Source organism: Aeromonas sp. R5-1 (assembly GCF_040908265.1).
In the GTDB taxonomy this organism is placed as follows: domain Bacteria; phylum Pseudomonadota; class Gammaproteobacteria; order Enterobacterales; family Aeromonadaceae; genus Aeromonas; species Aeromonas caviae.
Map to the genome: position 1 here is coordinate 31,399 of NZ_JBFODJ010000056.1, position 13,435 is coordinate 44,833.

At 57.1% G+C, this 13,435-nt stretch carries 9 protein-coding genes; 4 read left to right on the forward strand and 5 right to left on the reverse strand.

Features of this window, described 5'->3' with window-relative positions:
* Positions 1–45: 45 nt before the first annotated feature.
* From AB5Y64_RS08600 to fhuB, 3 genes are read left to right on the forward strand one after another with little or no spacing between them, the layout of a single operon-like run.
* Entirely contained in the window at positions 46–810 is a 765-nt protein-coding gene (locus tag AB5Y64_RS08600; RefSeq protein ID WP_010672275.1) for an ATP-binding cassette domain-containing protein, read from the forward strand.
* Between the two features lie 31 nt (positions 811–841).
* Positions 842–1,735 carry an ABC transporter substrate-binding protein gene (locus tag AB5Y64_RS08605; protein ID WP_039040690.1) on the forward strand — a complete coding sequence of 298 codons (894 nt, stop codon included), beginning with the start codon at positions 842–844 and terminating at the stop codon, positions 1,733–1,735.
* Entirely contained in the window at positions 1,732–3,714 is a 1,983-nt protein-coding gene (gene fhuB / locus AB5Y64_RS08610; protein ID WP_039040631.1) for a Fe(3+)-hydroxamate ABC transporter permease FhuB, read from the forward strand. Before AB5Y64_RS08605 ends, fhuB begins: the two co-directional genes overlap by 4 nt.
* Positions 3,715–4,134: 420 nt before the next feature.
* On the opposite strand, the gene AB5Y64_RS08615 is transcribed toward fhuB, so the two are convergent.
* Entirely contained in the window at positions 4,135–5,454 is a 1,320-nt protein-coding gene (locus AB5Y64_RS08615; RefSeq protein WP_039040632.1) for a type II toxin-antitoxin system HipA family toxin, read from the reverse strand.
* A complete protein-coding gene (locus tag AB5Y64_RS08620; RefSeq protein WP_017410478.1) occupies positions 5,454–5,708 on the reverse strand; it encodes a helix-turn-helix domain-containing protein in 255 nt (84 codons plus the stop codon). Before AB5Y64_RS08620 ends, AB5Y64_RS08615 begins: the two co-directional genes overlap by 1 nt.
* A gap of 538 nt (positions 5,709–6,246) precedes the next feature.
* On the opposite strand from AB5Y64_RS08620, the gene AB5Y64_RS08625 reads away from it, so the two are divergent.
* Positions 6,247–6,870: a recombinase family protein gene (locus AB5Y64_RS08625; protein WP_039040633.1), complete on the forward strand. Its 624-nt coding sequence runs from the start codon at positions 6,247–6,249 to the stop codon at positions 6,868–6,870.
* Between the two features lie 561 nt (positions 6,871–7,431).
* On the opposite strand, the gene AB5Y64_RS08630 is transcribed toward AB5Y64_RS08625, so the two are convergent.
* Genes AB5Y64_RS08630 through AB5Y64_RS08640 form a run of 3 tightly spaced genes read right to left on the reverse strand, consistent with a single transcriptional unit; the run spans position 7,432 to position 13,417 of the window.
* The gene (locus AB5Y64_RS08630) at positions 7,432–8,181 is read right to left on the reverse strand and encodes a M48 family metallopeptidase (RefSeq protein ID WP_234704035.1); all 750 of its coding nucleotides are present in this window, start codon (positions 8,179–8,181) and stop codon (positions 7,432–7,434) included.
* Positions 8,182–8,187: 6 nt separating this feature from the next.
* A complete protein-coding gene (locus tag AB5Y64_RS08635) occupies positions 8,188–11,478 on the reverse strand; it encodes a type I restriction endonuclease subunit R (RefSeq protein WP_039040635.1) in 3,291 nt (1,096 codons plus the stop codon).
* Positions 11,471–13,417 carry an RNA-binding domain-containing protein gene (locus tag AB5Y64_RS08640; protein ID WP_039040636.1) on the reverse strand — a complete coding sequence of 649 codons (1,947 nt, stop codon included), beginning with the start codon at positions 13,415–13,417 and terminating at the stop codon, positions 11,471–11,473. The genes AB5Y64_RS08635 and AB5Y64_RS08640 overlap by 8 nt, the downstream gene beginning before the upstream one ends.
* Positions 13,418–13,435: the final 18 nt, after the last annotated feature.

Below are 13,435 nucleotides of genomic sequence, written 5' to 3' on the forward strand. Positions count from 1 at the left end.
GCTGGCACCGATGAGACTGGCAGCAAGCCAGCACAGGAATTGCTTATGTTCGAGATGAAATCCGCCAGCTTCGCGGTCAATGACCGCACGCTGCTGCACCCCACCAGCCTTCGCTTCGAGCAAGGTCGGGTCTATGGCCTCATCGGCCACAACGGGTCGGGCAAATCGACCCTGATCAAGCTGCTGGCGCGCCAGCAACCCCACAGCGGCGGGGAGATCCTGTTCGATGACCAGCCGTTGTCTGCCTGGGGCAACCGGGAGTTTGCCCGTCAGGTGGCCTATCTGCCCCAGCACCTGCCGAGTGCCGAAAACCTGCTCGGCCGCGAACTGGTGGAGATGGGGCGCTACCCCTGGCGCGGACTGCTGGGCCGGATGGGAGCGGAAGATCACCGTCAGGTGGAGCGTGCCATCGCCCTGACCCACACCGAACGCTTTGCCGATCGGCTGGTGGATACCCTCTCCGGCGGTGAGCGGGGGCGAGTCTGGCTCGCCATGCTGCTGGCTCAGGAGAGCCGTTTCATCCTGCTGGACGAGCCGCTGGCCGCCCTGGACGTGGCCCATCAGGTGGAGGTGCTCACGCTCGTCAAGCAGCTCAGCCGCCAGCTCAACCTCGGGGTCATCATCGTCATTCACGACATCAACATGGCCTCCCGTTTCTGCGATCGGCTGGTGGCGCTGCACTCCGGCCGTCTGCTGACCCACGGCGAGCCCGAACAGATCATGACAGGGGAGACCCTGAACGCCATCTATGGCATCCCCATGGAGGTCATTCGCCATCCGGCCCATGACCACGCCATCGCCATCGTCTGACCGGGGGCCGCTCTTGAACCGTTTATTGAAGATGGCGCCCTGTCTGCTCAGTCTGCTGCTGCCCCTGGCAGGGGAGGCCGGGCAGCTTGTCACCGCCACCAGCGCCACGCCCCGCATCGCCACCGTGGACTGGACCATAGCCGAAACCCTGCTGGCGCTCGGAGTGACACCGATGGCGGTGGGGGATGTGGCCCCCTATCGCGCCTGGGTCGGTGAACCCCAGCTTCCTGCCGGGGTGATCGATATCGGGCTGCGTGCCCAACCCAACCGGGAACTGCTGGCGGAGCTCAAACCGGATCTTATTCTCATCTCGCCGCTGGCGGCCCCCCTGGCGCCGACCCTCTCCCGCATCGCGCCGGTGCACTCCATCGCCCTGTATGAACCGGGCACCGATCTGTGGCAGCGACTGCGGGAAGCGACCCTGACCATAGCCGCCCTGGTCAACAAAGAGACCGAGGCCGAACGCCAGCTCGCCGCGCTGGAGCTGGATCTGGCACAGATGCAGGCGGCGCAGCCCGCCGATCTGCCCCCCTTGCTGGTGGTGCAATTCATCGATGAGCGCCATGTGCGGGTGTTTGGCCGTGGCAGCCTGTTCGAGGCAGTGATGCAGCGCCTCGGCCTTCGCAACGCCTGGCAGGGAGAGACCAATGCCTGGGGATTCTCGGTCGCGAGCCTGGAGCAGTTTCTCGGGATGCCGGAGGCCAGGCTGGTGGTGGTGGACCCCGTGCCCGTAGGAGTTGGTGAAAAACTTCAGGAGCCTGGATTGTGGCAGCATCTCCCGCTGGTACAGAACAATCCGGTGATCCATCTGCCTGCGACATGGAGTTTTGGTGGCATATTGGCGGCCCGCCGCTTCGCCACCCTGCTGGACGGTGCCCTGCGGGAGCAGGCTGTCCACAGTGCAACCGGGGGATCAAATCAATGAGCTCTTCTCTTTCTTCGCCCCTGCTGCGCCCGGGTCTCTGCCTGTTGGTGCTGACACTGGGGCTGGCTTGCGCCGAGCTGGCGCGTCAACTGCCGGGGGCGCTCTGGTGGCAGGCCCTGTTCTCCCCCGAGCTGGACGATGCCCGCCAGGCGGTGGTTCATTTCAGCTGGCTGCCGCGCCTAGCCATCTGCCTGCTGGCCGGTGCCGCCCTCGGGCTCGCCGGTACCCTGATGCAGCAGGTGCTGCGCAATCCCCTGGCCTCGCCCACCACCCTGGGGGTGGCTTCCGGCGCCCAGCTGGCGCTGATGATGGTGACCCTGCTCGCCCCCTCCTGGCTGCTGATCGGGCGGGAGTGGATCGCCATGGCCGGGGGAAGCCTGGCCATGGGGCTGGTCTTCGCCCTGGCCTGGCGCCGCCAGCTCAATCCCGTGGTCATCGTCTTTGCTGGGCTGGTGATCAACCTCTATCTGGCCGCCATCAGCATGGGATTGCTGCTGTTCTTCCAGGAGGAGCTCAAAGGGTTGCTGGTGTGGGGGAGCGGATCTCTGGCCCAGAACAGCTGGAGCGGCGTCGGCTATCTGCTGCCACGGTTGCTGCTGGCCGCGATGCTGGCGGTGGTGCTGGTGCGCCCGCTGGCAGTGCTGGAGCTGGACGATGCCAGCGCACGCAGCCTGGGGGTCTCCCTCAAGCATCTGCGCCTGGCTGGTCTGGGTCTCGCCGTGTTCGTCACCGCCTGCGTGGTGAGTGTGGTGGGGCTGATCGGTTTTATCGGGCTGGCGGCGCCCGCCATGGTGCGGCTGCTGGGGGTCAGAAAACTGGCCCAGCGGCTGCTGTGGGCACCCATCCTCGGCGCCCTGTTGCTGGCGGCCACCGATCTGCTGCTGCAGACCCTGAGCCGGTTCTGGCCTGTGCTGATCCCGACCGGCGCCATGACGGCCCTGTTGGGGGCGCCGCTGCTGCTCTGGCTTATCCCGCGTCTTGGTATCAAGCAGAGTGCGCCTAAGGCAAACTCCTCCCTGCAGTTGGCCCGCCATCCGGCGCCGACTCGCCTTGTCGGCCTGATGGTGTTGGGGCTGGCTGCGGCGGTGATCGCCTCCCTGTTGTTTGGGCAGGGGATGGGCGGCTGGGGCTGGCCGAGCTGGCTGCGGTGGCAGGCCCAGCTGGAGTGGCGCTTGCCGCGCACGCTGGCAGCGGGTGCCGCAGGCGTGTTGCTGGCGCTGGCAGGCACCCTGTTGCAGCGAGTCAGCAACAACCCCATGGCGAGCCCCGAACTGCTGGGGGTAAGCGGTGGCACCTTCATGGGGGTGATTGCGGCGGCCCTGTTGCTGCCCGCCTTGCCGCTGCCCATGATGCTGCTGGGGGGGCTGGTGGGCGCCTTCGCCTGCCTGTTGCTGCTGGTGCTTATCAACCGGCGCAACGGCTTCCAGCCGGAGCGGATACTGCTGTCTGGCATCGCCATCACGGCGCTGTTCGAGCCGTTGCAGGCCATCGCCCTGGCCAATGGCGACCTGCGGGTGCAGCAACTGCTCTCCTGGATGTCCGGCTCCACCTATTACGTCACCCAGCCGGTGGCCCTTGCCCTGGTGGTGCTGGCGCTGCTGATGCTGGCAGCCTGCCTGCTGGTGAGCCGCTGGCTCGATCTCATGCCCATGGGGCCGGCGGTAGCGACGGCGCTCGGCATTCGCCTGAGCCGCGCCCAGCTCACCATCCTGCTGCTGGTGGCCGTGCTCACCGCCAGTGCCACCATGGTGATAGGCCCGCTCTCCTTTGCCGGTCTGCTGGCGCCGCACCTGGCCAGATTGATGGGGCTGGTGAGGGCGCGCTGGCACCTGCTCGGCGCCGCAGGCTGTGGTGCTTTGCTGATGGTGTCGGCGGACTGGATCGGCCAGCAGCTCCTCTTTCCCCAGGAGGTGCCCGTCGGTCTGGTCTCCACCCTGTTAGGGGGTGCTTACTTCATGTGGTGCCTGCGCCGCCTCTAGGTTGGTGGATGAAAAGCGCACAAAAAAAGCCCGGGATGAACCCGGGCTTTTCATTGCCTGCTCTGCGGACTTACTTGCCGATGCAGAATGTAAATAATCTATTATCTTCAATATGTTAGTGGCTTTTCGGGGGCCGCTTGGGGTAAAAGTAACTAAAACAGCATATTGAGAGGCCGCTCACGGGTTTCTGCTATCGTGCAGCGTTCCCACATAGTCCATTCTCGATCGTGCAGCCTTCCCATATGAATCAACGCGATGCTACTACACGCATTCAAAACCGCTTTTTAGGTGAGTTTTGAACATATTTTGAACCGCCCATAGCACCGTCCGGTGCCTGGAAAGCCGCTTTTACTCTTCGAACCGTGCAAACTTCCCATAGGTGGTTTGGCTAACCGTGCAATCATCCCACATACCGTCAATTTAATCCCAGCCCTTTATCAGCCTGGCTGAGCGGGCTTTTAGGCCCTCTAGAATGGTGCTGCTGATGGCATCGGGGAAGCCTGCTGGCAATTGCTGGGTAACACGCTCAATAACATCATCAACGGAGTTGGCCAGTTCTGTCAGGATCTCTTCCATAGCAGAACGCTCAAATCCCACAGCTTTTGCCGTTTGGAAGAAATGACGCGGGAATATCTGCTCAATGGCGTATTTCTTTCCCTTGCTGCTTGCTAGGCCCATAGCGAGCTTGGCGTCCCTTCGGTTGAGGCCTCGGCCGCCAAACACTGGATAGACAGATAGGATGTCGTAAAAAGGGGTCAGGCGAAAACGCCCTTCCGGTTCAATAAAGACCGAGAAGTTCTTTGCATGGCCATCGGTGGCTGCCAGCAGCCAGAACAGGACCTGAGATTTCATGAACAGGTAGCGATCCTGTTCTGGTGTCGCAGAGCCCAGCAAGGTTTTCATGATGTCAGTGATCCCTGGTCCTCCATGACTCTCGTATTTCCGTGCTGACGGAACATTCAATACCTGACAGAAATCTTCTTGGGGAAGGCGCATGATCCAACTGCGATCGGCAGCGTAACGTCTGTCGAAGCGTTCCACAGCCAGTGCTTTGACCTGGCCAACCTGCATCATGAAGCAGTGAGGTACGGGTAGACCAAACTCCTTGGCACTCAGAGTGCAGAGATATTCGTTTTCTACGCTCTGGGAGAGGTCTATCGAGTAGGAGTGGCTTTCAATCTTGCCAATAGGGAGTTTGATAATGTGGGTTGTCGGCGTTGCGTTGAGTGGCAAGTACCAACGGCCATCGATATAGAGCAGCGCAGTCTTTTCTTGCGCCCCGGCGATAGAGATCCGGAACTCCTCTTGCTCCCTGACCATCCCCAAAGGGATTCCTGATTTGTAGCTGGTCAGGATCTGCTCGAGCTCGTCATCGGAAAGTGCCTTGTAGTCGATTCGCCTGACATCTGGAACATCGTGCCCTTCGGTAACCAGCTGTAATGCCCCTACGCTATCCTGGCCAATGCAACTGAGCAGATCGAAGGGCTGGGTTGATGCCGCTTGATAGCGTGCTACAACCCTGTTTCTCACCTCCGTATTATCTGGCAGCAGGTTGTCGAAGAAGTTATAGGCTTCATTGCCCCGGTAGGCCTGATGGCGCAATGGCATGGAGAGTGAGATCGGACGGCTGCCCGGTTGTGCTAGCCATGACTCATGGTACTGAAACTGATGGGCACCGCTGGTAGTTTTGGTGAATGTGCCTACCCGATAGCCGTTCATGTAGACAGCCAGATTGGCCATTACCACTCCTCCTTCCAGCCCGATGCCGGACTCTCGGATGACTCATTGCGGGGTTTGATATCCACTGACAATTCGAGTGCCGCGAGGATCTTGAACAGGGTCTCCAGCTTGGTGGATTCAGGATTGAGCTCGAAGCTGGAGACTGTGTCTTGCCTAATCCCCACTTTCTCGGCCACTTTGCCTTGAGAGAGCTTTTGAGAAAGCCTGGCATCCTTGATACAGGCGCTCAGCTGCTTGGCGCTGGTTACTTTCATGATTCGACAACCTGGTAGCGTGCCTTCTTCCAATTTACACGCTATGGCAGGTATATCAATGTTTACCTGTTATAGAGGGTAAGTATCATTTACACGCCATAGGCGGTATTTAACATTTATTCCCTATAGCGGGTAAGAGAACAGCAGACGGGGAAATTACCAAACCATGGGGTAAAGAACTGCCGCGCTACGCTTGGCTGCTGGCTTGTTCGGCGAGTCGAAAAGATGACTCACCTCAAAGCCCAGCTTCTGTAGATTTCCTCCTTTGGCATCCCATTCAGCAGATCAGGAATCGTGGGCAACGTCGCTTAAATACTCAAATACAACTCAAAAGCGACTTTGTGGTGACGGATCATACTTAAATTTTGTGCTGTCAGATCAAAAGGCTATCGAAAGGTCGTGTTTTGATCGTCATGCGGTGGTTTCAAAAAAGGTATACCCCATAAAAACCACTTAATGCCCTCTCGAAAATCATATTGAAACCACTTATATTGAACCAATAATTAGGAACCACTTTAAACAGACTGATGGGGGCTCAATGTTCATACGGGCGTATTTACGTGCATCGACTGTGGAACAGGATGCTGAGCGGGCACGAGAGCTGCTGATTGGTTTTGCTGCAGAGCATGGCCATCAGATAGCCAGTTTCTATGTGGAGAATGAGTCTGGTGCAACGTTGGACAGGCCTGAGCTTATGCGGCTGATCCGCGACGCTGCAGATCGTGACATTGTGCTGGTAGAGCAGATTGATCGTCTGGCCCGTCTCAATCAGACGGATTGGCAAACATTGAAGCAGTTGCTGGCTCAGAAACAGCTCTCAATCGTTTCTCCGGAGCTTCCGACTTCCTGGGTGGCGTTACAGGGGGACTGCCGCTCCGAGTTCACCAGCGCCATTTTGCAGGCTGTAAATGGCATGCTGTTGGATATGCTCGCAGCAGTTGCTCGCAAAGATTATGAAGATCGCAGACGCAGGCAGCAGCAGGGTATTGCCAAGGCCAGGGATGAGGGGAAATATCGCGGTCGCCAGAAAGATGAAAAGAAGCGTCAGCACATCGCACAGTTGTTGAGCACCGGACACAGCTACTCGGTGATCCAGGAAATGTTGGGCTGCTCCCGCCATCTGATTTCGTGCGTGGCAAAAGAGGTCCGTTCAGCAAAATAGCGAGTCATTTATCCGAGGCACCCATGCGACGCTTCTCGATATACAGCCACGCAGCAAAGGCGCCAAACCCTATCAGGAATGAAAACAGGAGGATCAGGATGACGATGCTGTTCATGGTGATGGGCCTCAGGTGTAGCGGATAAAGGATGCAATCAGGTGATCGTGTGACCAAACTCCATATCACCATGGACTTCGCTCAGGAAAAAATCAACAAAGCACTGAAAGTATTGAAGTTTGTTCGCTCGTAACAAACATGATTGCGTGGAATCACGCAGGATGTGGAGCCATGGAATGAACACTGTCATTCCCAACCAATTCCTGTCCAGTTTCTTTCCACATAACTATCTATCTGGAAAAGTGGTGTGAATTTTCCACATAGTGGAATGCCTGTTCAGAACGAGTTATGTGGAATCCTGATCGAAGACTTCCTATCTATCTGGAAATTTCGTGCCGTTTTTCTCTTTGGAATATTGGTCATCTTGTTTGAAGGGATGATGGACTCTGGTGTGCTGAAATATGGGGAGCGGATTCCTATCTATCTGGAATTTTGCCCCTCATATTTCAGGATGTCAGCAGTCGGTGGGCCATCCCGTCGAGTAGCAGCTTAGTCTTCTCCCAAGTCGGCATCACCTGGCTGAGCAACCGCCAGAATCGCTCGCTGTGGTTGTGCTCGGCTAGGTGGCAAAGCTCGTGGAGGATGACGTAATCAATGCACTCTCTAGGGGCTTTTACCAAATGAGGATTGAGTGTGATCCGGCCATTGGGCGAACAGCTTCCCCATTGGGTTTGCATATTCAGCAGGCGTAACGGAGGGCGATCCACAACCCACAAGGCTTGTTCCAGCATGGCATCGAGACGTTTGGCGAAAAGCTCTCTGGCGCGGGTTCTATACCACTGGGTCAGTTGAGCCTTCACTGTCTCGGGTCCTGGCTTCCTGACTGATACTTCCAGCTTGCCTCGCAGCAGTTTGACCCCTTGCACACTGCTTGGTGCAACGATGACCTTGAGCAGGTATTGCTTGCCGAGGTAAAGGTGACTCTCGCCACTGACATAACGGCGTGGCGTGACATGTTCCAACTGCTGACGAAAGTCACGCAACTGCTCGTAGATCCAGCGGGCACGCTTTTTTACCGCCGCAAGCACCTCTTCATCTGGCGTTTGCGGCGGAGCCATCACCTCAACCCGGCAGTCAGGATGCACCTTGATCAGCAGTTTGCCTGCCTTGGGTCTGGTGAGCCGTTCGAACCTGATAAGCTCGCCACCATAGGAAAAGTGCTGGAGCCTATTGGCCATGTTGCCGGAGGTGCTCATCTGCAGTTACATCCCACTGTGACCAACTCGGGTAATCTGCACGACCATTTCCACCATGCGCTTGGCTTGATCCATGCCACAGCCGATGGACTTGCACTCGGTGAACAGCAATGGCAGCAGCTTCTTGCGAATATCGGCTTCAATATTTTGCGGGTTGATAGAGTGTTCGGCGACCGAGGCATCAACCAACCGGTCGATCTCGAAAGCGAGTTTGACCCACTTTTCTTCAACCTGAGCATCCTGGTTGTCAAACAGTTGTGGAAGGTTCTTTTTAAAGACACCGAAGTAGGCCTGAGCATGGCGGTTAGTGCCAAAAGCATCAGGCATATCGTTCAGGCGGCGTTCCTGTACCTGCTCTTCAAACTCGCGGAACAGCATGTACTGCTTGAGAGGGTGATCAAACAGTTTTTCCGCCTCTTCAATGGCGAGGCGCAACAAGGTTGAGAAAGACTCCTGAGCATAAGGGTCATCCATGAGATCCTGCTCAATCATGCGTGTGACGCGAGTCTTGATGATGTCAGTCTCGTTGCGGGTCTTCTCTTTGCTCCACTCTTCCGGCGGTTTTTGCAGTCCCATCTTGCCAACTTCATACACACCACCGGGCTCTTTGACCTCGACACCAACCACATGCTTGTCGAGCAGCTTTTTCACCTGCTGGGCATACTCGTCGTAGTCGACTCGTTCACCTGCATCCTGTTGCACTGTTTGCCGCAGGCTGGAGAACTGTTGCAGCGTCTCTTTGTAATGGCGGCGATCCGCTTCGGTAAAGGCGGTGTCCTCGAAGAACGAGGCCGACTGTAGAGCTACTTTCAGGCAACTGGCAAAGCGGGAGAGTGCCTCATAGAAGTCTTCACGCACCTTGAGATGCACATCTACCAGCTCTCCCTCTACCTCTTCCATTCGGGGTACCAGCACCTGGCGCAGTTGCTCTATGTCCTGCTTGTTCTTTACCCCGGCAAAGATGTTCCACAGGTCCTTGTAGAGCTGTGGCAGGCGCTTGTATTCAGAGCTCATCTGGTTGTAGAGGCCGGCGATGTCGTCAAGGTCGTAGCCGCCCTGAGTGCGTGAGGCGAGATCCTGATACTTGGCGATAGTGGTATCTAGCTCCGAGAGAATGCCGCGGTAGTCGATGAGCAAGCCAAACTCTTTGTCCGGGTGCAACCGGTTAACTCGGGCGATGGCCTGGATCAGGTTGTGTTCCTTCAAGGGTTTGTCGATGTAAAGCACCGTATTCTTGGGCTCATCGAAACCGGTCAGTAACTTGTCTACCACGATCAAGAGCTTGAGCGGATCATCCTTGTCGGCGAAGCGTTCGATAATCTGCTTGGTGTAGAGCTGCTCATCCTGGCTACCCACGTTATCTTTCCACCACTGCACGACCAGAGGGAGGGTTGATTCATCAACATCGGTATTGCCCTCCCGGCTATCGGGGGAGCTGATAACAATGGCAGATTCGAACAATCCAACCTCATCGAGATATTGCTTGTACTTGATGGCGGAAGACTTGCTGTCGCAGGCGAGCTGACCTTTCAGCCCTTCCGGAATGTTTTTGTCGAAGTGCTCGGCTATGTCGCGAGCGATTAGCTGGAGCCGGTCATCGGCTTTGTAGAGTTCACCTTTGCGCGTGTATTTGCGCTTCAGGTCAGCCTTTTGCTCCTCGGTCAGGTTGGTGGCGATGCGGTTAAAACCGGCATCAATCGCCCTGTCGTTCACATCGAGATCCGGGATGCGTTCTTCATAGAGCAGGGGGGTGACCGCCTTGTCCTCAACGGCTCGCTGCATGGTGTAAGCGTGCAGGATGGGGCCAAACTTGTTGGTCGTCTTGTCGTTTTTCAGTAGAGGGGTGCCGGTAAAGGCCACAAAGGCGGCATTGGGCAGGGCCAGTTGCATGCGAATGTTGTTTTCGCCCCCTTGGCTACGGTGCCCCTCATCAATCAGCACGATGAGGTCCGGGCTCTTGTTGACGCACTCAGGCAATTTGGTAGCAGTGTTGAACTTCTGGATCAGCGAGAAAATGATGCGCTCGGTACCCTTGCCAATTTGCTCGGCCAGTCGCGGGCCGGAGGTGGCCATCGCCGCGTCCTTGTCCTTCTTGCCAGCCAGTTCACCACTGGATGAGAAGGTCTTGCTGAGCTGGCTTTCCAGATCCACCCGGTCGGTAACGACAATGATGCGGCAGGCTTTCAGCGCATCATGCAAGATCATCGCCTTGCTCAGGAAGACCATGGTGAACGACTTGCCTGATCCTGTTGTGTGCCAGATCACCCCGCCTTGGCGGCCGCCATCAGGGCGCTTTTGGCTGATCCGCTCGATCAGTCGCTTGATGCCAAATACCTGCTGATAGCGGGCCACTATCTTGCCGGCTTTCTTGTCAAATAGGGTAAACAGACGGGTCATCTCCAGCAGCCGATCAGGTGACAGCAGGCTGATAAGCAGCCGATCCTGGTCTGTCACCGCCAACTCGCCCGCGGCTAATAGAGTCTGGTACCAATCCTGTGTGGCCGGTGGGCGATGATAAAACAGTGTCGAGAGGGTATCTTGGGGAATCGGCCGATTCTTGATCTCGGCCATCTGCGCGTCGCTTATGTCCTCTTCACGCCAGGCTGCCCAGAATTTTTCCGGTGTACCGCAGGTGCCATAGCGTCCTTCGATTCCGCTGATGGAGAGCAGCAACTGGCTATAGGCGAACAACAGCGGGATCTCACCGTGTAGCTGGTTGCGAATAGTCTGGGAGATCCCTTCTTTGACGGTTGGCCCCTTTTTGGCGTTGCTATCCGGGCGTTTCGCCTCGATCACCGCCAATGGCAGGCCATTGACGAAGCAGACGATATCGGGGCGACGAGACTCTATGCCACTGGCTCGGGTGACATGAAACTCTTCGGTAAAGGTGAAGCGGTTATTGTGCGGGTTATGCCAGTCGATCAAGGCAATGGTCGGGCTCACCTTCTTGCCGTCAATGAATTCGGTGACCGACATGCCATAGAGCAAATGGTTATAGATCCGTTCATTGGCGGTCATCAGCCCTTCGTTAAGCGCTGGAGTACACAGCTCACTTACCAGATTGTCGACTGACTTGGCGGACAGCGGATACCTCTTGCCAGCATATACAAAGGCGCGCTTGCTCAGCTCCTCGCGCAAAATCTGGCTCAGAACGACCTGGTCATATTTATTGTTACGGGCTGCCAGCGCCTGCTTGGGGGACAGAAAAGTCCAGCCCAGCTTGGTCAGCAGGGTCAGGGCTGGGATCTTGGCGCTGAACTCTTCTTGAAACTTGGGTGCGTGGTGATGATCAGTCATTGAGTTCAATTCCTCGTGCAGCGAGCCATTGGCGTCCTTTCTCTGTGGTTTGGTAAGCCTGTTCCGGATGATTGGGCACTTCTGGGTAGGCATAGCCAATCAAGCCCTCTTGTTCCCGCATAATGTTCAAATGGGACGCTTTTAGTGCGTTTTCCCGCCGGTTCAGCGTTTTGGCCAGTTGCTCAGTCTTGTAAGGACGCATGGCACAGAGCCACAGAATCACTGGCCACAGGTTATTTCTGCGTGCTTTGGGGGTGAGTTGGTCTATACGAGCGAGCAGATCTGACGGGAGGTCACCCGCATTTGAGCCGAGGTCACCTCTATTTGCCGCGAGGTCACCCGTATTTGCGTCGAGGTCACCCGTATTTGCCACATGGTCACCCGCATTTGAGCGGGGGCCCTCATCATTGGCAGCAGCAAACAGCGGGAGTTCGTGAGGCGCTGACAGCTCGTAGTAAGTGGAGGAGCCTGCCCCCCCTTTGACCAACAACTGGTACTGATGATGCAATCTTCCCAGTATCTGGCTGGCGGCGAGCGTATCAAGGCCGGTAATGGCGCGAAGGCCTGCGTTATCCACCGCTCCCGTCTCTTTGGCCAGGATCAGTGCTTTCGCCTCATCGTTGTTCAAGGTGAAATGAGCGAACTGTTTGAGCCAGGCCAACTGCTCTTCGCCCATCAGTTGATGCAATAGATAGGTTGCCAGAAACTGGTTCTGGATGACCTGACTCATGAAAACAGGCGCGGTCAGACCCACCTGGTCCAGCAGACGTCGCATGGTGCGGATGCCGGAGCCTTTGGTCTCGGCAAAGCTGACGTCGTAGAGCACAGAAGCCAGCACCGGATTGCGCAGGATAGAGCCCATCTCCCCCAGCATCGCCTCCGGCTTAAGAGAGTAGCCGGCGTTGCGTATCTCGAGGCGGTTGCTAAAGCGCACCACTATGATGGGCTGATTAACCTGATAATCACGGTGCATGACGGCGTTGACCACCGCTTCGCGAATCACCTTCTGTGGCAGCAAGGGCTGGTCGTCTCGCTGGGTTTTGCCCTCTTCCAGACGAAAATGCTTTGGCAAGTCATCCAGTATGGTGGCCTCCAGTTTGGGGATCAGCGTCAGCAGGGGTTCACGCAGATCCAGCGTAGTGTCGAAGCGCTGTTGAGGGTCTTCCACCCACTGAGTGCCGGCGACGCGCACGTAGTCCACGCGCATGGCGGGTAACAGTCTTCGCAGCGCCAGCGGTTTGCCAAGGAGCAACAAGCCGGCGATATTGGGTACCCATTCACCCAGGCGCTTTTTCACCAGATTGAGGGATTGGAGCATCTCACTGTCACTGGCCTGCAACTCTTCAGCATGAGGGCGAACCTTGCTGCGCAGCGTGCGATAGAGCTCGATGGCGTGGGGATCGAGATCATCCCAGTGGGCGTCAGGCAGCAGAACCTGCTCGAACCCTAGGCCATTTTTGGCGAGCAGCAAGGGCTCCAGCTCCAGCTGGGAGCATTCGTAATCACCGTTCAATCCCCGTCGCCAGACGCCGCTCTTGCGCTTGTTCTTGCTGTCGAACTTCCCCTTAAAGGTGCAAGGCTTGGCTGCCGGCTCCAGTTCGGGGACAAAGACGACTAGCACACGTTTGCCCTCCAGCTGATGGGCTTGCGCCTGTACCGGGATCGGCTGTTCAAACTGATCACGGCAGTTGGTCTGCAGCGTGTTGAGGAGCTGGTCACTGTGGCTGACACCGCATACCGAAAAGGTGTCGTGTGTTTCATCTGGCTCGTTAACCCCGAGCAGCAGATAGCCACCACCAAGGCTAGGCTCATTGGCAAAGGCACAGATCGACTGCATGACGGATGAACCGATGTCGCTGCCTCGCTTGGCCTCGATACGGGGACACTCATCCAGCTCGCGCAACTGAGCCAGCAACTGCTCCGGGGTAAATTCGATCATGCCTTTGAACGCTCCTTC